A 22,193-nucleotide genomic window follows, 5' to 3' on the forward strand; every position below is an offset into this window, starting at 1 on the left:
GAAGCGACTCATAATGTTCGCTTCCCTTGTTTTTTCGGTAATCGGATCCGGAAGGTCGCTCCCTCTCCCAAGCGGCTGTCGACTTCGACTTCACCACCATGAGCTCGGACGACATTCGCCACGATCGCAAGACCGATTCCTGTACCCGTCTTGCCACGTGTCCGCGCTTTATCCGCTTTATAAAAACGGTCAAAGACGAACGGTAGATCTTCTTCTGGGATTCCGTCACCCGAATCAATGACGGATAATGTAATGTTTTCCCTATCTTCATCAATCTTAATCTTGATTTCACCGTTCTCCGTATAACGCAGGGCGTTACCGAGGAGGTTCGTCAAGACTTGCTCCATCTGATCAGGGTCTGCTTCAAACGCGATGTTCGGACCAGAAACCGAGAACGTGACCTGTTTATCGCGTCCCATCTGTTTGAACTTCTTGATCACCCGCTTTGCAAAAGGTATTGCTTCGACGGATTCAATCCGTAACTCCTGATATCCCGCCTCCATTCGCGCAAGATCAAGAAGATCGTTAACAAGTCTCGACAGTCTTTGGGACTCGTCGTAGATGATCGATGCGAATTCCTTCGTCGCCTCGTCACTTTCGGTCATGCCATCGACAATCGCTTCTGAGTACCCTTGCAACATGACGAGTGGTGTCCGCAGTTCATGACTGACGTTCGCGACGAAATCAGCGCGCATCTTCTCGAGCTGCTGCGCTTCCGTCATATCACGCAGGACGGCGACCGCTCCGATCTGTTCTTCTTGTTCGAGTAACGGACTGACGATGATGATGTAGAAGCGTCCCTCTCGTTCAAAGGAGACCGTCATCTCCGTCTCTTCACGCATGACCGTCTGGAATAACTCAATCAGTTCATCCGGTACGGGAGAACCCGCCAAAAAGGCTTCAGCCGGTGGATTCGTTGCAAGGAGCTCACCTGATTTCGAGAACGTCAACACGCCGTCTGCCATACAGCGCAGAATCGAGGAGAGTAAATGCCGCTCCTTATCGAGATCCGTGACGTATTGATTGAGCTGACTACTCATTTCATTGAACGCAAGCGCTAAGTCACCGATTTCATCCCGTGAACGTTGCGTCAGGCTCTGATCGAACTTTCCTTCACCTGCCTCAACGACAGCTTGACGAATCGTTCGCAGTGGTGCCGTGATTCGTGTCGAGAGGAAGAAGGCAAAGACGGTCGTTCCGATGATCGCTAGCAGGACACAGAGTTGAATGATTTGACGTGCACCCTCATTCGCCTGTTCGATGTTCGTCAATTGCTCGATCAAGTAGATCGTTCCGTTGCCACTATCCGTAATGAGCGGTGCCCGATACGCGAGTGCTGCTTTTCCATCGAAGGTCTCATAGTTGCCGATCGCCGTCTCGCCTTCTTCACCATCAATTGCTTTCCAGTTCTGACGTTCGAGTTCCTTGATGATCCGGTTCGCCTTCGCTTGTGAGATATTCGCTTCGACGGAATCATCCTGCGTCTTTGCGATCAGTGTCGCGCCATAGATATCCGTGATTTCGACCGCAGTACTCGACCCTTCCTCGATGCCGGAGTGCGCCTGAAAGACGGTCTCGACTTGTTGACCGAGCTTTGCTAGGTGCCCCCGTTCCTGTTCGATATGGAACGAGTTGAAAAATTCAAGTAACAAGATCGTCAAGGCGATCAAGACGACCGAAACGAGTAACAGAATCGTTCCCCATAGTTTGATGACAACGCTTTGCAACCATTTCATCGTCAGGTCGGACTATTCTCGAACTTGTATCCGACACCCCAGACCGTCGTGATCATTTGAGCGGCGTTCGGAGACAAACGATTCAGCTTTTCACGAAGACGTTTGACGTGTGTATCGACCGTCCGTAGATCTCCGAAAAATTCATAGTTCCAGACTTCCTTGAGTAATTGTTCCCGCGAGAATACCTTGTCCGTTTGTTTTGCTAAGAAATACAGAAGTTCGTATTCTTTTGGTGTTAAATTAACTTCTTGCGATTCGACCGTCACGCGGTGCGCATCATTGTCGATCGTCAAGTGTGGGAAGACGATGACATCTTTTGTTTTCGCATCCGTGTGGAGGAATTTCGTCGCACTTGCCCGGCGAAGGATCGCTTTGACACGCAAGACGACTTCGCGTGGACTGAATGGTTTGACGATATAATCATCTGCCCCCATCTCAAACCCATGGACGCGGTTCGTCTCTTCGCCTTTTGCCGTCAACATGACGATCGGCGTCGCTTTCGTTTTCCGCAGTTCTTCACAGACTTGCATCCCGTCCATCTTCGGCATCATCAAGTCGAGGAGAATGACATCGTATTCTGTCTCAAGCGCCATTTCAAGCGCCGTCTCTCCATTGTCTGCTTCCTCGATCGTGAAATTTTCCCGCTCCAGATACATCTTCAACAGGCGACGAATCCGTTCTTCATCGTCGACGACTAAAATACGTGCTTCTTCTGACATGCTGTCTCCTCCTATGAACTAAACTCTACTCCTCTATCCTACTACTCTTTTAGTATACTATGAAACGAAAAGAATGGCTTGCTCTGGCTGATTTCTCCGAAAAGGCACACTTCGGTCAGACGCACACGAAAAAGCAGCGGACCGTTTCCAGGTCCGCTGCTTGCTTTTTTCTTATGCGTACGAGTGTAATCCTGCTACGACAAGGTTAACGAAGACAAGATTGAACATGATGACGGCAAATCCGCCGACACATAACCAAGCTGATTTTTTACCAATCCAACCACGCTGGATGCGCATATGGAGATAAAAGACGTAAAAGAGCATCGTAATGAGTGCCCACACCTCTTTTGGATCCCAGCCCCAGTATCGGCTCCATGCCATTTGCGCCCAGATCATCGCGAAGATCAGACCGCCCAGGATGAAGATTGGAAGACCAATCGCAACAGAACGATAGCTGATCTCATCTGCTGTCTCAAGATCAATCTTACGCGCAATCGGCTTCAAGCTCTCAGCAAGACGCTTGCGAAGAATGACGAAGCGAAGCAAGACGTATAAGACGACGCCACCAATGATCGACCATAAGACCGTATTGACTTTGTTCGCGTTCAAGAAGTTCGGTAATTCGATGACGGCACCTGAACCCGATAAGACTTTTCCGCCTTCAGGACCTGTCAAGACTGGCATGGCATAGTCATGCGTCATCGTTGCACCGTTTTTCGCAACGTATTCGATCGTCGACGCAGAACCTGTTGCTTTGAACAACAGCCCAACTAAGATGTAACCGACGACACATGCGAGTGAGAACATGACGACTTCGAGCCACGTCCGTGTTTTCGATTCCTTACTGAAATCCGTCGCGTGAATCAGATACAGTAATCCCGTCGCGAAGCTGACGGCAAGAATCCCTTCGCCGAGCGCTGCCGTCGTGACGTGGATTTTGAGCCAAACACTTTGTAGTGCTGGGATCAACGGTTGGACTTCATCCGGGAACATCGACGCATAGGCGATGACGAGCAATGCAACTGGCATCGCAACCAAACCGAGGACATTGTTTTTGTAGATGGCATAAACGATCAAGAAACCAAGTACCATCATCATGCCGAAGAATGTCGTGTATTCATATAAGTTCGAAACTGGAACGTGCCCAGCTCCAGCCCAGCGCGTGAAGAAATACCCGAGCTGCGCGAGGAAACCGATGATCGCGAGCGTAAAGGCGATTTTACCAGAACGCGTCGGTCCTTTTTTACCACTCGTCGCTACAGCGAAGAATCCTGTACTGACGAGGTAGACGATGAACGATGTAAGGAGCAGGTTACTGCTCAACTGAAGCAAATTCATTTAGCTTCCCCCTCTTCCCGCAACTTTTGTCGATCCTCAAGTTCTGGTAGACCGACTTCCGTCAACGCGAGATTAGCTTCTTTTTGAAGCCCCAATGCATTTTTGTTCGTAAATCCAGCAATCTGGATCCGACCGTTCTTCTCTTTGAGCCAGAGACGACGGTGTGGCCAGTACATTCCGATCAATAGACCTGCCATGAAGATGATACCACCTGCAAACAGGAACGGTAGCGTCAGATCTTTTTTAATCCGGACACCCGAGATGTTCGAGAGTTCTGTACCCGCGAATGCCATTTTGTACTGGTTCTCATCTCCACCGACGTTAAGTTTGATCCCAATCAAACTCCGTTCACCTTTCGGATGTTCCGGTGACTTGATACTAAAGACGAAGGCTGGATTGACCGGACGTCCCGAGTTCGTCGTTGGCTGACCATCTTTGACGACGAAGTCCGGAAGGAAGTCCTTCAGTTCGACTTCATACCCATCTTTTAAAGCATATGTTTCTTTCGGATCACGCAAGTCGACTTTGATCGTATCGACGACTTTGTCCGTCTTCTGGTTGACGATATTAAACGACATCGTCTTGAATTCCGGATCTGCCGCGTACTGTTCCTGGAAGACTTGATAATCATCGAATTCGAATGGGCGGTTGACTGCCGTCTCACCTGACTTGATTTCTTCAAGATCCGGTTTGAAATCGGACGTTTCGCCGACTTTCTTGTACAGCGTCATCTTCGTATCATAGTTCTTCGGTACGTTTCCGCCTGCTGCTTCAAGTGATTTCTTGAACTTCTCATCGACCTTCTCAGGATCATAGAACTCGATGTTGAACGCTTCATTTTTCAAGTAGTACTGATTGTCCGTCGCCTCGATCGGCAACGTCTCCCCTTCGCGGAGCCAAAGCAATTCATCTTCGTGCATCCCTGGTACGACTCGAAGCATCGCACCACCGAAGAATAAGACGAGTCCGATATGATTGATGTATGGACCCCATCGTCCGAAACGTTGCTTTTCCGCTAAGAGTGCCCCGTCTTGTCGACGGACTTTATAGCCTTTTTTCTCAAGCAACGGTGCGATCGCATCGATTTTTTTAACATCGCCAGTCGCTTCCGCGCCAAATCGCTGACCGTTCATGAAACGGTCCGACTGGATGACCGGTTGTTTCTTCAGTGCTCTGTAGAGCGGGAAGAATCGGTCAATCGACACGATGATGATCGAGAGTAATAAAAGCGTGATCAATCCGATATACCACCATGATTCAAATAGATTGTGGAATCCTAACGTATAGTAGATGTCACCTGCCGTGCCGTATTCTTTTTGATAAAACTCTTCCGGTGGTGTTGCCTGTGGAATATACATCTCTTGCGGGAAGATCGTTCCGACCCCACTCGCGATGATGATCAAGGCAATCAACCATAACCCGACCTTGACGGACGAGAAGAACGTCCATGCCCGGTCGATCCAAGATGGATTCTTACGTTTCGATCGAAGCTCCGCTTCTTCGTAACGCATGTCCAGTTGTTTGAAATCTTCTTGCTCCTGCATCCTTAAATCCCCCTTCGATGCGTTACTCGTTCGCCTTCTTCACCATCTCTTCGAGCTTCGCTTGATCAATCTCACCTTCGTATTTCTCGACGACTTCACCTTTTTTATTGATGATGAACGTCACAGGTAAGTTGTAGATCCCGTAAGCCTTCTCGACCGAACTGTTCGTATCCATAAGAATCGGATAGTCCGTTCCGCCAATATCCTTGATGAAGCTTGAGACACGAACTGGTGTTTCACCGACATTGACCGCTACGAAATTGACGCCTTGGTCTTGCATCATCTGATAGTTGTCATTGATCAATGGCATCTCTTTCTTACATGGTTCACAGAATGTTCCCCAGAAATTGAGTAAAAGTCCTTTTCCTTTGTACTCGTCCATCGAGTGCTGTTTCTCACCATATAAATCGACGAGTGCGAAACCAGGGGCATCATCGCCTGCCATGACACGACCGTTTTTATCACGTGTCGCTTGATCGACGAATTGCATGATGACGACTGCTCCGGCGAACAAGACAATCGTCATGATCATCAGACGCCAGAAGGAGCGTTTCTTCTTTTTTTGCTGGGCCGCCGCTAAGCGTTCTTCCGGATTTTGTTTCGTTTTTTTCATATTTTACCGCCTCCACCCATATTGTACTTGAAATCGCTTTACCGTTGACAAAATGTGAAATTCGTTAATCGTTTTGTCACAAAAAAAGAAAACTCAACCCGGAGGATGAGCTTCTCGCTTTACAAATTAACGTTTTTTTGTGTTCTTACGTCTTTTCGTAGGTGGAGCGGCTGGATCCGCTAGCTCACGCAATTGATTGACTTCTTTTTTTGAAAGTTCACGCCACTCGCCAGAAGTAAGACCTGCCAGTGTCAAGAAACCGAACTGTTCACGTTTTAACTTCAAGACTTCCGAACCGAGTGTCTCGACCATTTGACGGACTTGGCGGTTATGTCCCTCGTAGATGACCATTTCAAGAATCGCTGTGTTTTTCTTCTTATCGATATCGCGCATCTCGACACGTGCTTTACCTGTCTTGAAACCATCCGGTAAGACGACACCTTTTTCAAGACCTTTGACGTGGAAGTATTCTGGTACACCTTTGATTTTGACGATGTAGCGCTTCGGTACCTTATATTTCGGGTGAAGCAAGAGGTTCGAGAATTCACCGTCATTCGTCATTAAAAGAAGACCGCTCGTATTGTAGTCGAGTCGACCGACTGGGAAGACACGGTGTCCGGGTGGTACGAGATCAACGACCGTCTTACGTCCTTTATCGTCCTCAACCGTCGAGACGACACCTGTTGGTTTATAGAGCATGTAGTAGACGTGTTCTTCCCGCTCGAGCTTCACGCCGTCTACTTCGACTTCGGCACGTGCTCCGACTTTCGTCCCAAGCTCCGTAATGACTTTTCCATTGACCTTGACGCGACCTGCTGTGATCAATTCCTCTGCTTTACGCCGCGAAGCGACACCTGCTTGTGCGATGATTTTTTGTAACCGTTCCATTAATTCACTCTCTCCTCTAATGAAGGATCATTCCGGAAGAAGAGATCTCCATCCGATTCGAACGTTTCTTCGAACTCGAGTGGCGGCAACTCTTCAATACTGTTCAGACCAAAATGGTCCAGGAAATGATCCGTCGTTTTATACAATTTTGCGCGACCGACGCCTTTAGCGCGTCCCGCCTCTTCAATCAAACCTTTTGCACTTAACGTATGGATGACACGCTCCGTCTTCACACCACGAACGACTTCGATGTCAGCACGTGTGACGGGTTGCTTGTATGCGATGATGACGAGTGTCTCCATCGCTGCTCGAGACAAGGAATCTTCTGCGAGCGAACCGGCATATGCCTGAATATATGGCGACATCTCTTTTCGTGTCACCATCTTAAAGACACCACCCGACTCCACGATTTGCAACACACGCTGCTCTGCTTCGAATGTCGTTTGAAGAGCCAGCAACTGTTCACGTGCTGCCGCTTCACTGATCTCTAGCGCTTGACTGAGACCACGCGGATCGATCCCATCGTCTCCGACGACGAATAACAGGCTCTCAATGATTTGTTCATACGCCAATCTGACTCTCCTCCTTCACCATGCTCCGCAATAGGATATCATCGGTCATCTGTTCACAATCAATGACCCGTTGCTTCACGAGCTCAAGAACAGCGAGGAAGCTGACGACTAGTTCTTCGACCGTCGGTTGCTCCGCAAAAAAACCGAAGAATGTCGTACGCTCACGGGTCGCGACGTACCGGGCAACAGACTCCATCTGTTGCTCGAGTGAACGTTCTTCCCGTTTGACCGTCTTCGAACGGCGTACCTTCCAGGCTTCCCGTTGGCGCATTTTTTCGTAAGCACGTAATAAATCACTCAGTGATAACGTACCGTTATACTCTTGTGCATCCGTGTCGAGATAACGCATCAAATCCTCTGGTTGTTTCGAGAACAGCTCAAGGCGTGCCTCTTCCTTTTCTTTCAGGACGAGTGCTGCTTCCTTGTACGCTTTATACTCGATCAACTGTTGAATCAGACCTTCTCGCGTCGGTTCTTCCTCGAAATCGGGAATCTCATCGTATTCCGTCTGTTCGATCGGCAAGAGTTGTTTGCTTTTCAGTTGCAACAGCGTCGCTGCCATGACAAGATATTCACTAGCAACATCTAGTTCAAGATGCTGCATCGCACGGATATAGGACACATATTGATCCGTCACCATGGAAACGGATATATCATAAATATCGATTTCTAATTTACCAACCAAGTGTAACAGCAAGTCCAGCGGGCCTTCAAACGCATCCATCTTTACACTGTATGATTCCATGATTCTCCCTGCCCATCAACGTTTTTTGCCCCTTAGTATACCATACAACTGGTGGGTTCGACTATGTTATATTCCAAGGAAGAGGTGATTCCATGAATCCGATTGAACGATTCGTATTTGAATTCAACATCCGGCACGATTACTTCGAGTGCCATGAAATCTTAGAGGAAGTCTGGCAAGAAGGACAACGCCAGGACGAGGCGCTTGTCGGTCTGATCCAGCTGGCCGTCGCCCGCTATCATCACCGCCGCGGCAATACGACTGGGGCACAGCGGACATATGCGAAAGCATTCGATAAAATCGAACGCCACCGGGCAACACTGATTGCGTCCGGGATCGACGTCTCATATTTGCTCGATCATCGCGACCATTTTACGGATAAAGTCTATCGGCACATCCCGTTACCTGTCTTCCCGGACGTCATCCGAACCGTCGCACTTGAAGCGACAGCACCTGATCTCGACTATGTGACGCATAAACACCGTTTGCGCGATCGTACGGATGTCGTCACGGCACGACAAGAAGCGCTACAAAACCGAAGAGACCGGTCCATCTAAGCCATGGACCGGTCTTTTTATTGATTTTTCCATTTGTCGACGAGGCGTTGCGTCTCTTCGGTCGCACCCGTAATATCCGTTCGAAGAAGTTTGGCTGCTTCATCGAGTAGGAGATACGACATCCGTTCTCCACGGAACGATGGTGATAATGCGATATGTTTCAATTCAGCATGGCCATCCATTAATTGAAACCCGATGACACCAACGAAATCCTCATCTTGTTTGTACAAATACAAGCGTTGGTCTTCTTCCTGTTCATAGGCTTGAACCGTTTCAAGCAAATACTTCGGATCCTTCACTTCGCACGAAAAGGCGATCAGCCCCATCGCGGTCCGTTCATTCAACTTCTTATATTTTACTAGCATGTGATTCTACACCTTCCTAATTTCAACAACTCTCAGGAGTATGAACGACTGAGACTCATTCATTCTACACCTTCTCACACAGAATTACTGCATTTTTTTCATAATCCATGAAAATGCAGGAGTCCGTCTCGTGACGTCCCCTGCATCTGAATCACGCTTGTTCTTCCATCACTTGGATGAAGGCACGCATGTAGTCCGGTAGATCGGGCGGACGACGACTCGAGACGATATGTCCGTCGACGACGACTGCTTCATCATGCCAAATTGCACCCGCATTCGTCATGTCATCCTTGATTCCTGGCGTACTCGTGACGTTGACACCTTTTAAGATGCCGGCAGAGATCAGCACCCAACCAGCGTGGCAGATTTGACCGATCGGTTGTTTGTTCTGGTCAAAATGACGCACCATGTTCAGAACAGAGTCAAAGCGGCGTAATAGATCGGGCGACCAACCACCTGGAACAAGAATCGCATCGTATTCTGCTGGATTGATCTCATCGAACGTCTTATTCGATTTGATTGGGACACCGTACTTCCCGATATATGTTTCATCCGCTTTCTCACCGACGATGTCGACGATTGCGCCTTCTTCACGTAAGCGATGGACTGGATACCATAATTCTAAATCCTCGAAGTCATTGCTGACGACTTGGATGATTCGTTTTCCTTCTAAACGCATGACAAACACTCCTTTTCGAGTTGAGTTCCCTTACTGATTGTACCCGGTTCTGAAAAAAGAAAAACTCCTCTTCGAACGTTCGAAGAGGAGCAAGAACTTATGCTTCGACGCGGATTTCTTTGATGCCAGCGCCTTGCTTCATTTTTTGTGCATGTTCGAGACCTGAAGTCACTTGTCCGAAGACCGTGTGTACGCCGTCGAGGTGCGGTTGTGGCTCGTGTACGATGAAGAATTGGCTTGATCCTGTGTTACGACCAGCGTGTGCCATCGAGAGTGAACCCGCCTTGTGTTTGTGTGGGTATGATGTTGACGTTTCACAAGGAATCGTTTTTCCTGAACCGCCTGTACCGTTTCCGATTGGGCATCCGCCTTGTGAGACGAAGCCTGGGATGACACGGTGGAAGTTCAATCCATCGTAGAAGTTCGAGTTCGCAAGGTTTTCGAAGTTTTCAGTCGTGATCGGTGCTTCATTGTTGAACAATTCGAATTCGATTTTATTTCCATCTTCTAATAAGATATGACCAGTTTTTTGCATGTTTGACCAACCTTTCGTGCTTTTCAGCAGGAGATTCGTCACGATTCAAGATCGTGATTCCATGGTACAGTGTACCAAATTTCAAGGCGTCGTGCAGACCTTTTTACTCGACGGCTGCCTCTAACACATCGAGTGTCACCGAATCCGTGGCTTCGACACGAATCCGCACCCCATTCGCGAGTGTCGTGACGGGATCAGTATGCCCGAAGTCCGCATCGAGAATGATCGGGAAATCATAGCCCCGCGTCGCGCGCAGAATGATGTCCTTGAGCGGGAAGTCCGGGTCAAAATCGACTTTGCGCGGGAAACGTCCGACGACGAGTGCCGCAATCTTGTCATACGCACCCATGTGTCGCAATTGCGTGAAATACCGGTCAATCGTTTCTGGTGTCTCACTTTCGTCATCCTCAAGCATCAAAACGACACCGTCAAACGATGGCAAGTATGGAGTTCCAGCAAGCAGTAAAAGTGTTCCCGTGTTCCCCGTCAGAATCGGACCTTCTGCGACACCGGTCTTAACGATTGTGTACCCTGCGTTCACTTGATGTTCTCGTCTTCGGTCGTCCGCGACATCCCAGCGTAAAACCTCATCTGTCCACTCCTCAGACGCTTCGATCCGACCGATCGGCTCCGTCTGCATGAACGTACGTTTGAACGATTCTTCTGTATACGGATCAAGACCATCGAATTGACCGAACTGCGTCAGCAGTGCGGGTCCGACGAACGTCGTCAATCCTGTCTGCTGATAGATCCCAGCAAACAGTGCCGTGATATCGCTGTAACCTACGAAGATCTTCGGATTGTTCCGGATCAATTCATAATCGAGTTCGTCGAGTAGCTGGTGTGAATTAAACCCACCGATGGTCGAGATGATTGCCTTGATTGACGGATCTGCGAACGCCATATGTAAATCTTGCAGCCGTTCCCCGATCGTTCCTGCCGTATGACTATGAACAGCCGTTGCGTTCGGCATTAAGACGACCTCGAAGCCCATTTTTTCAAGTGTTGCGATACCGCGGGCGAGACGACGCGGTACGTATGCTGCGACAGCAGACGCCGGCGAGACGATGGCAATCTTATCCCCTTTTTGTAAGCGTGGTGGTTTCATGAGAGTTCCCCCTTTTTCATTACAAGTATTTCCAGTATAACAAATCGAAGAGGAACCGCGTACTCTCATTTTTTCCATCCATCTTACAGCTTCACGAAGAGCGAATCTCCGTTCTCAAGCAATTCTCCTTTTTCCGAAACATAATAGACCTTGACTGTCATATGTTGAAGAATCTTTTGTTCGCGCAACGACTTTGCCCACGCTGTGACCTGCGCTTTATCCTGTTCGTGTCGCTTGCGTGGAACGTCCACTAAGAGCGTCGGAGCGACTTCCTTCCGTAAATAAGCCTTTGAATCAAAACGCGCGTCACCTAGCTGCTGTATTTTATCGTTGTCATAAAGTACGGTCACGCTCAATTGATTGTTCAGTTGTTCGAGAGTCGGCGACGAGATCCGTCGCTCTAACCGATCTTCCCAAAGTGACGCATGATACGAGTCAACGAACCTCCCCGACTCCTCTTGTTGATAGACGAAAAACTCAGTATTCGTTTTTTCGTCTATCGCGCGTGCGGCATATTCAAATGGAAAATTGCCCATGTTGTCGTAAAGACTACCGGTCACCTTCGCTTCCGGAAGATGCTGTTCTAAGTAAGTTTTTGCTTTCCGCTGTACTTCAGTCTCTTTCGTTCCATCCGAGTTCATATCCTGTGTAAAAGCGAAAGTCATCAATAAGGCACTACCTCCGATGACTCCAACTAGACTGGCAATCCCGATTATCCAACGTTTCATATGCTCCCCTCCCATATTTTTACACTTACAATTTTATCATAAAAAAAGAGTAGCGGACGACGTCCACTACTCAAGTATTGCTGATTGGATTGCTTACTGGATAACAGCGTGAACGAGCGGGCGTTCTGCCGGTTTCGTTTCACTGATATGGTACGCGTGATCCATTTTTTCGATTGCTTGATCGAGTGTTTCTTTGTTTGAACGAAGTGTTGCGATGACATCGCCGACTTCGACACGGTCGCCGACTTTCTTGTGCAACGTAACGCTTGCTGCGTGATCGATCTCATCTGCTTTCGTCGCGCGTCCTGCACCGAGGATCATTGCTGCAACACCGACTTCGTCAGCGATGATTTCAGAGACATAACCTGCTTTTGAAGCGACGAATGTTTTTTCGTATTTCGTTTCAAGTGCTTTTGTCATGTCGTCAACGAGAGACGCGTCGCCACCTTGAGCTGCGATGAACTTTTTAAAGACGTCAAGTGCTGCTCCGTTACCGAGACGTGTTTCGAGATCCGCATATGCTTCGTCAAACGTCGGGTAGAAATCACCGAGGACTGCCATGTGTGATGCAATCGTTAAGGCGATGACTTTCAAGTCACGGACATCTTTCCCTTGAAGGACTTCAATCGCTTCCTTGACTTCGTTTGCGTTTCCGATTTCAAAGCCGAGCGGCTGATCCATGTCCGTAATGACAGCAACCGTCTTACGGTTGACACTCTTACCGATCGAAACCATCTCTGTCGCAAGTGCTTTTGCATCTTCGAATGATTTCATGAAGGCACCAGAACCCGTCTTGACGTCGAGTACGATGCTGTCTGCTCCTGCTGCAATCTTCTTCGACATGATCGAACTTGCGATCAATGGGATCGAGTTGACCGTCGCCGTGACGTCACGAAGGGCGTAGAGTTTTTTGTCTGCAGGAGTTAGGTTACCCGTTTGACCGATGATTGCCATCTTAATGTCGTTGACTTGTGAGACGAACGCTTCTTCTGAAAGCTCGACGTCAAAACCAGGGAACGCTTCGAGTTTGTCGATAGTTCCACCTGTATGACCGAGTCCACGACCGCTCATCTTCGCAACCGGAATACCGATTGACGCAACGAGTGGTGCGACGATCAGACTGATCTTGTCACCAACACCGCCTGTCGAGTGTTTATCGACTTTTTTCCCGTGGATACGTGAAAGGTCGATCACGTCGCCCGAGTTGACCATCGCCATCGTCAAATCAGCGATTTCACGATCTGACATTCCTTGATAGAAAATCGCCATCGACATCGCTGACATTTGGTAATCTGGAATCTCACCATTCGTGAATCCTTCTACCATTGCTTGAATATCAGCTGTTGCGAGTTCGCCACCGTCTCGTTTTGTTGCAATCAAATCTACCATACGCATAATCTAGTTCCTCCTCAGGAGTGGTTTGTGAGTTTTATAAACAGTCGTTACATTTTTTTGATCGAACCGCGAACGAGTGATAGGAAGTGTGCCCGGACACGTTCTGTCGTTTCGATGACTTCATCATGATGTAACGGTTGGTCGAGAATACCTGCTGCCATGTTCGAGACACATGAGATCCCAAGGACTCGCATATCGGAATGACGGGCAACGATGACTTCTGGGACCGTCGACATACCGACGACGTCGCCACCGAGCATCCGTGCCATCTTGACTTCTGCTGGCGTCTCATACGTTGGACCAGTGTTTCCGAAGTAGACACCTTGACGGACACGAATTCCGAGTTCATCTGCTGTTTCTTGTGCAAGACGAAGTAATTCCGCATCATACGGCTTCGACATATCCGGGAAACGTGGTCCCATCTCATCGACGTTCTTCCCGATCAATGGGTTCGTACCGAAGAAGTTGATGTGATCTGTGATCAACATCAAATCACCTGGTTCGAACGCTTCGTTACAAGCACCCGCTGCGTTCGTGACGATCAATGTCTCAACACCGATCGCTTTCATGACACGGACTGGGAATGTGACCATGTCCATCGAGTATCCTTCGTAGAAGTGGAATCGTCCTTGCATCGCAACGACTTGTTTCCCTTCAAGTGTTCCGAAGACAAGTTGTCCTGCGTGTCCTTCGACCGTTGATACCGGGAAGTTCGGGATTTCATGATATGGAATCGCGATCGGGTTTTCGATCTCATCCGCGAGGACACCCAGTCCTGAACCGAGAATCAATCCGATCTCCGGTTTTGCCTGCATCTTGCTTTCTAAAAACGAACGTGTTTCATTCCAGTTGACTGTCATCTGAATCGCTCCCTCGAATTATAGTTCTGTTAAAAAGCTTGTTCCATGTGCCGGCATCTTGACGGCGAAGTTTTCTGCGACCGTCGCTCCAAGATCAGCGAACGTTTCACGGATACCGAGCGGTTTTGCAACACCATTTTTATGGTAGGCAAGCAATGGTACGTATTCCCGTGTATGGTCAGTCCCAGCATGAACCGGATCGTTTCCGTGGTCAGCCGTGATGATCAAGAGATCGTCTTCGTTTAAGCGAGCAAACACTTCCGGAAGACGCGCATCGAACTCTTCGAGTGCTTGTCCGTAGCCTTGCGGATCACGACGGTGTCCGAACAACGCATCGAAATCGACAAGGTTTAAGAAGCAAAGTCCGTTGAAATCACGATCGAGTTGTTTCACGAGCTGATCCATCCCGTCCATGTTCGACTTCGTCCGGATTGCATCCGTGACGCCTTCTCCATCGTAGATATCAGCAATCTTACCGAGCGAGATGACATCGAGTCCTGCCGTCTCGAGTTCGTTCATGACCGTCCGGTCGAATGGTTTAAGCGCATAGTCGTGACGGTTCGCTGTCCGGACCCACGCTCCTGCTTCACCAAGGAATGGACGTGCGATGATACGACCGAGCATGTACGGGTCATCCCGTGTGATATCACGTGCGTATTCACAAATCCGGTACAATTCTTCTAATGGCACGACTTCTTCGTGTGCTGCGATTTGAAGGACAGAGTCTGCCGACGTATAGACGATCAAGGCGCCTGTCTCGACATGTTCTTGTCCGAGTTCGTCGAGAATTTCCGTACCAGAAGCCGGTTTGTTCCCAATGATCTTCCGACCCGAGAACTCTTCTAGGCGATGAATCAAATCATCCGGGAATTTTTCGAAGACACGGAATGGTGTATCGATCCGGAGTCCCATGATCTCCCAATGCCCTGTCATCGTATCTTTCCCTGCAGATACTTCTTGCATTTTTCCATATGCTGCAAGCGGTGCTTCTTCAGCTGAGATACCTTCGATCGGTTCGATATGCGAGAGACCGAGTTTTGCCATGTTCGGCATGTTGAGTCCGTTGCGTTCACGCGCGATGTGACCGAGCGTATGCGAACCAAGATCTCCGAACTGTTCAGCGTCCGGTGCTTCTCCGATTCCTACGGAGTCCATGACGATCAAAAATACACGTTTAAATGATTGTGCCATTTGCTGTTCCTCCTATATACGAGCTGTAGTTGTGCGATTCCCGTTACGATTTTTCCCGGAAAGGGACTAGACAAAACGCATCATTTGTCTGAAGTCAGACCTTTAAAAGATAGAACCATCATGCCCGTGGATGATGTTTCTTATACACGTCGTGGAGTCGTGCTTTGTTAACGTGTGTATACATTTGTGTCGTCGACAAATCAGCGTGTCCTAGCATTTCTTGTACGACGCGTAAATCGGCACCATTTTCAAGTAGATGGGTCGCGAACGAATGGCGCAGGACGTGCGGTGTGATCTCTTTTTCAATACCCGCTTCCTTTGCCCGTCGCTTGATCATCTTCCAAAACCCTTGCCGTGACAAACGATCACCGCGACTGTTCAAGAAGACATCGTCCGTCTGTTGACCGCCGAGACTATTGCGCGCGAGGTCAAGATATGTCCTGACACTTTCAATCGATGTCGTACTCATCGGGATGATCCGGGATTTGTTCCCTTTCCCAAGACACGACAGATACCCGAGTTCGAGTTGCAAATCGTTCAACTTCAGTTGGAGCAGTTCGCTGACGCGCATGCCTGTTCCATAGAGAAGCTCAAGCATTGCTGCATCTCGTCGTGTAAGCGGATCGACACCGACGACCGAATCAAGCAAGCGTTCGACGTCCGTTTGACTCCAGACGACGGGCAACTTTTTCTCCGGTTTCGGTAAATCAAGATGACGAGACGGATCATGTGTTACCAGTCTCTCTTCGACCAAATATTGATGGAACGAACGGATCGAGCTCGTCGCCCGGCGAACCGTCGATCGTGACTTTCGTGCTTCAAGCAATCGTTCAATATGGTCGACGATATGATGTCGGTGAACCTGTTCGAACGAGGAAACTTCCGCTGTTTCAAGCGTCTGTAAGTATTGATTTAAATCATTTCGATACGCAGCTGCCGTATTCGCGGACATTTGCCGTTCAATCACTAAATAATTGATAAATGCTTCCAGTTGTTCACGCACTGAACTCATCCTCTTCGTTTACGAAATCGCTTACTTTCCCATCATATCAAAGGTGTAAACCGTTGTGAAGAGGTCTGACCTATAAAAATTGAAAAAGAAAAACCATCCGAAATTTCGTCGGACGGTCAGACTGTTTGTGTTTGCGATTGTTCCAACGCTTCCCGAGCATGACGCTCTTGGCAGACACGGCAGACGCCATGGAATGTCAGGCGGTGATCCTTGATTTTAAAGTGGAATCGGGACACGATTTCTTTCTCTACTTCTTCTAGCATATCGTCTAAAATCTCTTCGACGGATCCGCATTCGATACAGACGAGATGGTGATGCGAATGACTCGCACCTTCTTGTCGTAAATCAAACCGGGATACGCCATCTCCGAAGTTGACCTTATCGACGACTTCAAGCTCCGTCAATAATTCGAGCGTCCGGTAAACCGTCGCAAGTCCGATGTCGGAGTTCTTTTCTTTTACAAGGAGAAAGACATTTTCGGCACTGAGGTGATCCGACTCGTGTTCGAGCAGGACACGCACAGTCGCTTCACGTTGGGGAGTCAGCTTATATCCTTTACCGCTTAGCTGTTTTTTGATGCGTTCTACACGACTTTCCATCATAACGCCCCCTTTGTTCGAACTGATGCTATTATCATAGCTGATAATCAGTCTTTTTTCAAATTAAAATGATTATCAACTGAAAATCATTTAAATGAGAATCATTTTAAAGTACGAATTTGCCAATGCTGGATCGCCATGATCGTTTTCGCGTCAACGATCGTTCCGTTTGCAACGAGTTCGAGTGCTTCTTCGAGCTTCAATGTCTTATTCTCAAGGAACTCATCCTCATCGAGTTGACGATCACCGGCAGTCAGACCGACTGCTTCATAAATATGTACACGCTCGCTACAGAAACCAGGCGCACCGTAAAAATCAAAGACATGTCGTAACTCTTTCGCGACGTATCCTGTTTCTTCCTTTAACTCGCGTCCGGCACAATCGAGTGGATCTTCACCCTTCTCGAGTTTTCCTGCTGGGATCTCGATTGATAGACTCTCGAACGCCTTCCGGTACTGTTCCACGACGATCAAATCACCTTGTTCATCAAAAGCAATGATCGCGACGGCACCATTATGATAGACCAATTCACGGACCGAGGTATTGCCGTTCGGTAACGTGACGACATGTTTCTCGACGTCAAAGACTTTTCCTTCATAGATCACTTCACGTTCAATCGTTTTTTCTTCCATCGGATGTGTTCCCCTCTTCTATCTTAGTTTACGTTCTCTGTCATGATTAGTATGCCGTTTCCGACGTATTGCCGCAAGACTTCGAAATCGTCTTTTTCATCAGATATGATACACTAGAATGCAGAAGTTCCAAACTTATAGTTCATCTAAGAAAAGAGGGAATTGAACATGTCATTAGGATTAGGTACGATGACGATCTTAAAGCGCGGCCAGGAGGAAGCAACAGCAATCCTGCGGACGGCACTTGATGCTGGAATCACGCACTTCGATACAGCGGACGTCTATGCGAACGGAGCGGTCGAATCCATCATCGGTCAAACCTTCTCACAAGAGGATCGCAGTCGATTGTTCCTCGCCTCAAAAGGTGGGAATCGGATGAACGCGACCGGAACCGGTTGGACATGGGATCCGAGTTATGACTATCTGAAGCAAGCTTGTCTTGAAAGTTTGAATCGTCTTGAAACACCTTATCTCGACCTGTATTACGTCCACGGCGGCACGATCGATGATGACATCGATGCGTCGATCCGCGCAATGGAAGATTTAAAAGCAGAGGGGAAGATCAAGGAATATGGTCTGTCGTCACTGCGCCCGAATGTCATCGAATATTGGCTCGAGCATAGTAATTTCTCTTACTTGATGACGCCTTATTCGTTGCTCGATCGCCGCATCGAAGAGTTGTTGCCACGCTTAAAAGAGAAAAACATCCAAGTCGTTGCCCGTGGTCCACTGGCAAAAGGACTCTTGACACATGAGAGTGCTTCACGCCTGCAGTCGGTTGATCGGTTCGAACAATTCGATAAGGAAACGCTTGAGGCGAGTCTACAAAAACTTCAAGATTTCCCGCTTCCTGCGCTTGCGTTGCAAGCCATCGATCAACAGGTCGACATCGTCCTTCCTGGTGCGTCGAGCGTGTCACAGCTTCAGGCAAACGTCCAAGCGATGAAAGAGTCGATCTCACAAGCTCAAATCGACCAGGCACTTGCTACACTACCGGTTCATCACTATACGGAACACCGGTGAGGTTTAACTCTTCATATCTCCGGGAAACTCCTTCTTTGTAACGTTCATACAGAGGAGGAGTTTTATTATGGCTCGTATTTTAATCGTATCAACAAGTGCAGATGACATGAATGGTCACAAAACAGGATTATGGTTCGAAGAGTTCGCAGCACCATACAACCTGTTTAAGGATGCAGGACATGACGTGACGGTCACTTCGATCAAAGGTGGCGACGTCCCGATCGATAAAGCATCGATCGTCAAAGAAATCTTGCCGAAATTCCAAGATGCACGCCGTGCGTTGCACGACACGAAAGCACTCTCGGAAGTCGATCCAGCATCATTTGATGCCGTTTACTTCCCAGGTGGTCACGGTGCAGTCGTCGACTTCCCGAATAACCCACAAGTGGCTGGTGCCATTGAAGCTGTCATCAAAAAAGATGGCGTCGTCGCATCAGTCTGTCACGGTCCAGCGGCCTTCGCGCACGTCATGATCGATGGCAAACCTTTCGTTTCAGGTCGTCAAATCAACGGCTTCACAGACGAAGAAGAAAAATCGACAGGTCTCGAAGATAAAGTACCATTCTTGCTTGAGACGACACTTCGTGGCGAAGGCGCTACTTTCCTCACATCGGATGCCGGTAAGGAATTCGCCGTCATCGATGGCAACGTCGTTACAGGACAAAACCCGGCTTCAAGTGAAGCGGTCGCAAAACTAGTTCTTGCGAAACTTGCGACACAAGCTTAATACGATATCTTTATACAAAATGGAGCAAACGACATAACGTCGTCTGCTCCATTTTTTTGGCGTGAATTACAATCGGTGAAGTGAATCCAATCGTTCGAGATCAGCTTCTGTCTCACGTGTTTTTTGTTCGAGTCGCTTTAACTCGTCCTCGAGTTGTTGCTGTTGTGCCTGTAGCGCAGATCGTTCTTCCTCCGTATAGGAACGTGCTACTTCTTTTTCTTTGAGATACCACCATTTTTTGACCTTTTTAGGTGGTGGTCCGAGTTCAATCTGTTGCTCGTGTTGTTTGACCTCATCTATTTGTTCAGCATGCGCCAATTGAAGCTGCTTCAATTCCGCCTCATAAGTGGCTTGTCTCGCTTCAAGAATTGGTGTGAGGTACGCGAGGATATGCGCAGTAAAGTCTCGCTTGACGACCCGTCGTAACACATCTCGCCGAAGGGAAGCTTCCGAATGACCTGAGGCATTCTCCCAAACGATTGAATCCGCTCGTTCTAGAATCTCCTCTTCTTCTGCTTCTCCGAGCCAACGTAATTTCAGCAATAATGGTTCAAGGAGTGCCTCTTCTACATACGCCGTAAATTGCGAATACGAGATCGCTTCTCGTATCAGCGGTTCTTCATGTAAGCGAAATAATGCTTCCGCCTCTTCCTCAATCCAGTCTTCATAGTCATTAAAGTACATCGATTCTCTCCTTACTAAATCCTATTACAAAATAAAACTGGCTCGAATCCGCCATCTACATGACAGTCGAGCCAATATTGTTAGACGTTCGCTTCGTTCTTTTTGATTTCAGCGATTGCCCAGTCACACCAATCCAAGTAATTCAACATCATACGCAAGCCGTACTCACTCGTCAAGGTCTCCCCTAGTGTCGCACCGTTCTCAAGGTGGTCGTGACGCCAACTATGCATCATCTCGACGGCAAATTGATGGTGCCGCTTCGACTCTTCCAAATAAGCAACGGCTTCCTCTGGTGGGAGCAGATGCAAGAGCGACACCCGCATCAAGTTCTCATCCTTCATCTTCGGTTTGAATTCATTCGGTGTCCGTAACCATTCAACGAGCTCTGTCCGTCCTTTATCGGTGATGGAATAGACTTTCTTGTCCGGCAAGTCTTCTTGGACGATATGGACACTCGTCACGAGCTCTGCCTCTTCCATTTTCAACAACTCTCGGTATATTTGAGTATGATGTGCGGTCCAGAAGTGGATCATCTGTTTTTTGAAAGTCGCGCTTAAATCGTAACCGGTCGCTTCCCCTTGGGTCAGCAGCCCGAGTAGTGCAAATCGTAATGCCACTGGCTGCACCTTCTTTCCTTCTTTTGTATATATACTTAATTATCTCAAATATATCTTAATTTCGCTACTCTTGCGTCGAACGAATGTACGATTAAAAAAAAGACCTGCGAGCGAAATCACATTCGATCGTAGGTCTTCATGCGTTATTGCTTTTCCATTCGTTCTATTTACGTAATTGCTCGATTCCTTGTCGGACATGTTTCCAGTAAGAAGAAGGATGCGGAACGAATTGACGACGATCGAACCATTCGCCTGTCGTGTCCTGAATGCGCTCGATGGACATGTCCGCGATTCTTTCAAACTGCTCGATTGAAAAAGCAATCAATCGCTTCACTTCTGTTTCCTGGAGGACGTATGCGTCTATCGCTTGATCACTTCGAGCAAGAAAGACATGGCATCGCTCACAGTCCCAGAGCGACGCATCCCGAAACTCCTCTTCCTGGATGCCAAGCGGTATCAATTGATCAAAGGTACATGTCAAACCAATCTCTTCCTCGAGTTCCCGGACACCATCCTCGACTGTCTCATCCGCAAGCAAGTGACCCGCTGCCGTGATATCAAGCATTCCTGGAAAGTCCTTCTTTTGTTCAGACCGTTGCTGGAGCAACACGACGTCCCGCTTTGGATCATAGACGAAACAATGAAACGTTTCATGCCACAAGCCGTTTGCGTGGACTTCTGATCGTGGACGAGGTCCGAGCAGGTTGCCCGCTCGATCCACGGTCATAATCATCTCTTGTTCACTCATCGCAACACCTTCGAAGCTTGATGGAATCGCTCCCCGACCGTATAGAGTTCAGCAATCAAGAAAACAATTGCGATCCAAATGATGGCGCTTGGGAACAGGATCATCGCTGTTAGGAATAAGAACCCTTCCGTCCGCTCGACGAGTCCCGGTTGATATTGAAAAGACTTGTAGCCGTAATTTTCACTGACTGCTCCGATTGCAAGGAACATCGTCATCCCAATGACGAATGATGCGACGAGCAACAGAATAACGACCTGTGTTTCCGGAAACCGAAGCGCAAGACCAATCAATACTGACAGCTCGACGATCCGGTCGAGAACAAGGTCAAGAATCGTGCCGATTGGAGTCGTCTTTTCTTTTCGTGCCATCGTTCCATCGATGACATCAAGCATGCCCGAGATCCACAACAAGACAATCGCCGTTCCCATCATGTCGTTATAGACGAAAAAGCCCGTCGCACCACCGATGATGCCGGAGATAATCGTCACCTGTGTCGCCGATAATCCAATTTTCTTAAATAAGGTCGCCCCTTGATCAAATAGGGGTTGAACGATTTTACGCGCACGCGTATCTAACAT

The 22,193-nt window shown here is 48.3% G+C and carries 26 protein-coding genes; 3 read left to right on the forward strand and 23 right to left on the reverse strand.

Annotated features, from left to right (window positions below):
• Window positions 1-8 precede the first annotated feature (8 nt).
• The 8 genes from KNQ18_RS09595 to KNQ18_RS09630 all read right to left on the reverse strand — a co-directional run bounded on the left by KNQ18_RS09595 (window position 9) and on the right by KNQ18_RS09630 (window position 8,155).
• Window positions 9-1,736: an ATP-binding protein gene (locus tag KNQ18_RS09595; RefSeq protein WP_023467693.1), complete on the reverse strand. Its 1,728-nt coding sequence runs from the start codon at window positions 1,734-1,736 to the stop codon at window positions 9-11.
• Window positions 1,737-1,738: 2 nt separating this feature from the next.
• Window positions 1,739-2,455, reverse strand: coding sequence for a response regulator transcription factor (locus KNQ18_RS09600; RefSeq protein WP_023467692.1), 717 nt, complete (start codon window positions 2,453-2,455; stop codon window positions 1,739-1,741).
• Window positions 2,456-2,626: 171 nt separating this feature from the next.
• On the reverse strand, window positions 2,627-3,793 hold the full coding sequence (gene ccsB / locus KNQ18_RS09605; protein ID WP_029341189.1) for a c-type cytochrome biogenesis protein CcsB: 1,167 nt from the start codon (window positions 3,791-3,793) through the stop codon (window positions 2,627-2,629).
• Complete coding sequence (resB, locus tag KNQ18_RS09610; RefSeq protein ID WP_149427015.1) at window positions 3,790-5,337, reverse strand: cytochrome c biogenesis protein ResB; 1,548 nt, start codon at window positions 5,335-5,337, stop codon at window positions 3,790-3,792. The genes ccsB and resB overlap by 4 nt, the downstream gene beginning before the upstream one ends.
• A gap of 22 nt (window positions 5,338-5,359) precedes the next feature.
• Window positions 5,360-5,950, reverse strand: coding sequence for a thiol-disulfide oxidoreductase ResA (gene resA, locus KNQ18_RS09615; RefSeq protein WP_023467689.1), 591 nt, complete (start codon window positions 5,948-5,950; stop codon window positions 5,360-5,362).
• 126 nt (window positions 5,951-6,076) lie between these two features.
• Window positions 6,077-6,838, reverse strand: a complete 762-nt coding sequence (locus tag KNQ18_RS09620; RefSeq protein ID WP_023467688.1) for a pseudouridine synthase — start codon at window positions 6,836-6,838, stop codon at window positions 6,077-6,079.
• Entirely contained in the window at window positions 6,838-7,410 is a 573-nt protein-coding gene (gene scpB / locus KNQ18_RS09625) for an SMC-Scp complex subunit ScpB (protein WP_023467687.1), read from the reverse strand. Before scpB ends, KNQ18_RS09620 begins: the two co-directional genes overlap by 1 nt.
• Window positions 7,400-8,155 carry a segregation/condensation protein A gene (locus KNQ18_RS09630; protein ID WP_023467686.1) on the reverse strand — a complete coding sequence of 252 codons (756 nt, stop codon included), beginning with the start codon at window positions 8,153-8,155 and terminating at the stop codon, window positions 7,400-7,402. The genes scpB and KNQ18_RS09630 overlap by 11 nt, the downstream gene beginning before the upstream one ends.
• Before the next feature lie 92 nt (window positions 8,156-8,247).
• On the opposite strand from KNQ18_RS09630, the gene KNQ18_RS09635 reads away from it, so the two are divergent.
• Window positions 8,248-8,712, forward strand: a complete 465-nt coding sequence (locus KNQ18_RS09635; protein ID WP_133208018.1) for a DUF309 domain-containing protein — start codon at window positions 8,248-8,250, stop codon at window positions 8,710-8,712.
• Window positions 8,713-8,729: 17 nt separating this feature from the next.
• Here KNQ18_RS09635 and KNQ18_RS09640 read toward each other — a convergent pair whose 3' ends face one another.
• From KNQ18_RS09640 to KNQ18_RS09690, 11 genes are all read right to left on the reverse strand, one after another.
• Entirely contained in the window at window positions 8,730-9,077 is a 348-nt protein-coding gene (locus tag KNQ18_RS09640) for a GNAT family N-acetyltransferase (protein ID WP_023467684.1), read from the reverse strand.
• A 151-nt stretch (window positions 9,078-9,228) separates the two neighbouring features.
• Window positions 9,229-9,756, reverse strand: a complete 528-nt coding sequence (locus KNQ18_RS09645) for a type 1 glutamine amidotransferase domain-containing protein (RefSeq protein WP_035398198.1) — start codon at window positions 9,754-9,756, stop codon at window positions 9,229-9,231.
• A gap of 97 nt (window positions 9,757-9,853) precedes the next feature.
• Complete coding sequence (locus tag KNQ18_RS09650) at window positions 9,854-10,291, reverse strand: peptidylprolyl isomerase (protein WP_149427014.1); 438 nt, start codon at window positions 10,289-10,291, stop codon at window positions 9,854-9,856.
• A gap of 103 nt (window positions 10,292-10,394) precedes the next feature.
• Window positions 10,395-11,399, reverse strand: a complete 1,005-nt coding sequence (locus KNQ18_RS09655; RefSeq protein ID WP_149427013.1) for a S66 family peptidase — start codon at window positions 11,397-11,399, stop codon at window positions 10,395-10,397.
• An 83-nt stretch (window positions 11,400-11,482) separates the two neighbouring features.
• Window positions 11,483-12,127, reverse strand: a complete 645-nt coding sequence (locus tag KNQ18_RS09660; protein ID WP_215084645.1) for a hypothetical protein — start codon at window positions 12,125-12,127, stop codon at window positions 11,483-11,485.
• Between the two features lie 93 nt (window positions 12,128-12,220).
• The gene (locus tag KNQ18_RS09665; RefSeq protein ID WP_055967087.1) at window positions 12,221-13,522 is read right to left on the reverse strand and encodes a pyrimidine-nucleoside phosphorylase; all 1,302 of its coding nucleotides are present in this window, start codon (window positions 13,520-13,522) and stop codon (window positions 12,221-12,223) included.
• Window positions 13,523-13,569: 47 nt separating this feature from the next.
• Entirely contained in the window at window positions 13,570-14,382 is an 813-nt protein-coding gene (locus KNQ18_RS09670; RefSeq protein WP_029341181.1) for a purine-nucleoside phosphorylase, read from the reverse strand.
• Window positions 14,383-14,400: 18 nt separating this feature from the next.
• A complete protein-coding gene (gene deoB / locus KNQ18_RS09675; protein WP_055967084.1) occupies window positions 14,401-15,573 on the reverse strand; it encodes a phosphopentomutase in 1,173 nt (390 codons plus the stop codon).
• Window positions 15,574-15,691: 118 nt separating this feature from the next.
• A complete protein-coding gene (gene xerD, locus KNQ18_RS09680) occupies window positions 15,692-16,576 on the reverse strand; it encodes a site-specific tyrosine recombinase XerD (RefSeq protein WP_149427012.1) in 885 nt (294 codons plus the stop codon).
• 125 nt (window positions 16,577-16,701) lie between these two features.
• Window positions 16,702-17,184 (reverse strand): ferric iron uptake transcriptional regulator, encoded by a 483-nt coding sequence (fur, locus tag KNQ18_RS09685; protein WP_023467675.1) that lies wholly within the window; start codon window positions 17,182-17,184, stop codon window positions 16,702-16,704.
• Between the two features lie 101 nt (window positions 17,185-17,285).
• The gene (locus KNQ18_RS09690) at window positions 17,286-17,816 is read right to left on the reverse strand and encodes an NUDIX domain-containing protein (RefSeq protein WP_149427011.1); all 531 of its coding nucleotides are present in this window, start codon (window positions 17,814-17,816) and stop codon (window positions 17,286-17,288) included.
• Window positions 17,817-17,984: 168 nt separating this feature from the next.
• On the opposite strand from KNQ18_RS09690, the gene KNQ18_RS09695 reads away from it, so the two are divergent.
• Both KNQ18_RS09695 and KNQ18_RS09700 read left to right on the forward strand, forming a co-directional pair.
• Window positions 17,985-18,839, forward strand: coding sequence for an aldo/keto reductase (locus KNQ18_RS09695; protein WP_023467673.1), 855 nt, complete (start codon window positions 17,985-17,987; stop codon window positions 18,837-18,839).
• 67 nt (window positions 18,840-18,906) lie between these two features.
• Window positions 18,907-19,566: a type 1 glutamine amidotransferase domain-containing protein gene (locus tag KNQ18_RS09700; protein WP_023467672.1), complete on the forward strand. Its 660-nt coding sequence runs from the start codon at window positions 18,907-18,909 to the stop codon at window positions 19,564-19,566.
• Between the two features lie 66 nt (window positions 19,567-19,632).
• On the opposite strand, the gene KNQ18_RS09705 is transcribed toward KNQ18_RS09700, so the two are convergent.
• The 4 genes from KNQ18_RS09705 to KNQ18_RS09720 form a co-directional block, all read right to left on the reverse strand.
• On the reverse strand, window positions 19,633-20,250 hold the full coding sequence (locus KNQ18_RS09705; protein ID WP_050678495.1) for a hypothetical protein: 618 nt from the start codon (window positions 20,248-20,250) through the stop codon (window positions 19,633-19,635).
• Window positions 20,251-20,330: 80 nt separating this feature from the next.
• Window positions 20,331-20,867: a PadR family transcriptional regulator gene (locus KNQ18_RS09710; protein ID WP_023467670.1), complete on the reverse strand. Its 537-nt coding sequence runs from the start codon at window positions 20,865-20,867 to the stop codon at window positions 20,331-20,333.
• Window positions 20,868-21,030: 163 nt separating this feature from the next.
• Window positions 21,031-21,600 carry an NUDIX hydrolase gene (locus KNQ18_RS09715; protein ID WP_251133335.1) on the reverse strand — a complete coding sequence of 190 codons (570 nt, stop codon included), beginning with the start codon at window positions 21,598-21,600 and terminating at the stop codon, window positions 21,031-21,033.
• 11 nt (window positions 21,601-21,611) lie between these two features.
• Window positions 21,612-22,193, reverse strand: coding sequence for a CDP-alcohol phosphatidyltransferase family protein (locus KNQ18_RS09720; RefSeq protein ID WP_023467668.1), 582 nt, complete (start codon window positions 22,191-22,193; stop codon window positions 21,612-21,614).

The sequence above is a fragment of the Exiguobacterium sp. s78 genome (assembly GCF_018618985.1).
Taxonomy (GTDB): Bacteria; Bacillota; Bacilli; order Exiguobacteriales; family Exiguobacteriaceae; genus Exiguobacterium_A; species Exiguobacterium_A abrahamii.

Excerpts from the sequence above, each read along its gene's own strand:
- fur (WP_023467675.1), bottom strand. The coding sequence starts at position 17,184 with ATGGAAAGTCGTGTAGAACGCATCAAAAAACAGCTAAGCGGTAAAGGA.
- KNQ18_RS09620 (WP_023467688.1), bottom strand. The coding sequence starts at position 6,838 with ATGGAACGGTTACAAAAAATCATCGCACAAGCAGGTGTCGCTTCGCGG.
- KNQ18_RS09715 (WP_251133335.1), bottom strand. The coding sequence starts at position 21,600 with ATGATTATGACCGTGGATCGAGCGGGCAACCTGCTCGGACCTCGTCCA.
- KNQ18_RS09670 (WP_029341181.1), bottom strand. The coding sequence starts at position 14,382 with ATGACAGTCAACTGGAATGAAACACGTTCGTTTTTAGAAAGCAAGATG.
- KNQ18_RS09630 (WP_023467686.1), bottom strand. The coding sequence starts at position 8,155 with ATGGAATCATACAGTGTAAAGATGGATGCGTTTGAAGGCCCGCTGGAC.
- KNQ18_RS09640 (WP_023467684.1), bottom strand. The coding sequence starts at position 9,077 with ATGCTAGTAAAATATAAGAAGTTGAATGAACGGACCGCGATGGGGCTG.
- deoB (WP_055967084.1), bottom strand. The coding sequence starts at position 15,573 with ATGGCACAATCATTTAAACGTGTATTTTTGATCGTCATGGACTCCGTA.
- KNQ18_RS09660 (WP_215084645.1), bottom strand. The coding sequence starts at position 12,127 with ATGAAACGTTGGATAATCGGGATTGCCAGTCTAGTTGGAGTCATCGGA.
- KNQ18_RS09695 (WP_023467673.1), top strand. The coding sequence starts at position 17,985 with ATGTCATTAGGATTAGGTACGATGACGATCTTAAAGCGCGGCCAGGAG.
- KNQ18_RS09595 (WP_023467693.1), bottom strand. The coding sequence starts at position 1,736 with ATGAAATGGTTGCAAAGCGTTGTCATCAAACTATGGGGAACGATTCTG.
- KNQ18_RS09655 (WP_149427013.1), bottom strand. The coding sequence starts at position 11,399 with ATGAAACCACCACGCTTACAAAAAGGGGATAAGATTGCCATCGTCTCG.
- KNQ18_RS09665 (WP_055967087.1), bottom strand. The coding sequence starts at position 13,522 with ATGCGTATGGTAGATTTGATTGCAACAAAACGAGACGGTGGCGAACTC.
- KNQ18_RS09635 (WP_133208018.1), top strand. The coding sequence starts at position 8,248 with ATGAATCCGATTGAACGATTCGTATTTGAATTCAACATCCGGCACGAT.
- KNQ18_RS09705 (WP_050678495.1), bottom strand. The coding sequence starts at position 20,250 with ATGTACTTTAATGACTATGAAGACTGGATTGAGGAAGAGGCGGAAGCA.
- KNQ18_RS09720 (WP_023467668.1), bottom strand. The coding sequence starts at position 22,193 with ATGTTAGATACGCGTGCGCGTAAAATCGTTCAACCCCTATTTGATCAA.
- KNQ18_RS09700 (WP_023467672.1), top strand. The coding sequence starts at position 18,907 with ATGGCTCGTATTTTAATCGTATCAACAAGTGCAGATGACATGAATGGT.
- KNQ18_RS09650 (WP_149427014.1), bottom strand. The coding sequence starts at position 10,291 with ATGCAAAAAACTGGTCATATCTTATTAGAAGATGGAAATAAAATCGAA.
- KNQ18_RS09600 (WP_023467692.1), bottom strand. The coding sequence starts at position 2,455 with ATGTCAGAAGAAGCACGTATTTTAGTCGTCGACGATGAAGAACGGATT.
- ccsB (WP_029341189.1), bottom strand. The coding sequence starts at position 3,793 with ATGAATTTGCTTCAGTTGAGCAGTAACCTGCTCCTTACATCGTTCATC.
- resB (WP_149427015.1), bottom strand. The coding sequence starts at position 5,337 with ATGCAGGAGCAAGAAGATTTCAAACAACTGGACATGCGTTACGAAGAA.
- resA (WP_023467689.1), bottom strand. The coding sequence starts at position 5,950 with ATGAAAAAAACGAAACAAAATCCGGAAGAACGCTTAGCGGCGGCCCAG.
- KNQ18_RS09645 (WP_035398198.1), bottom strand. The coding sequence starts at position 9,756 with ATGCGTTTAGAAGGAAAACGAATCATCCAAGTCGTCAGCAATGACTTC.
- KNQ18_RS09690 (WP_149427011.1), bottom strand. The coding sequence starts at position 17,816 with ATGGAAGAAAAAACGATTGAACGTGAAGTGATCTATGAAGGAAAAGTC.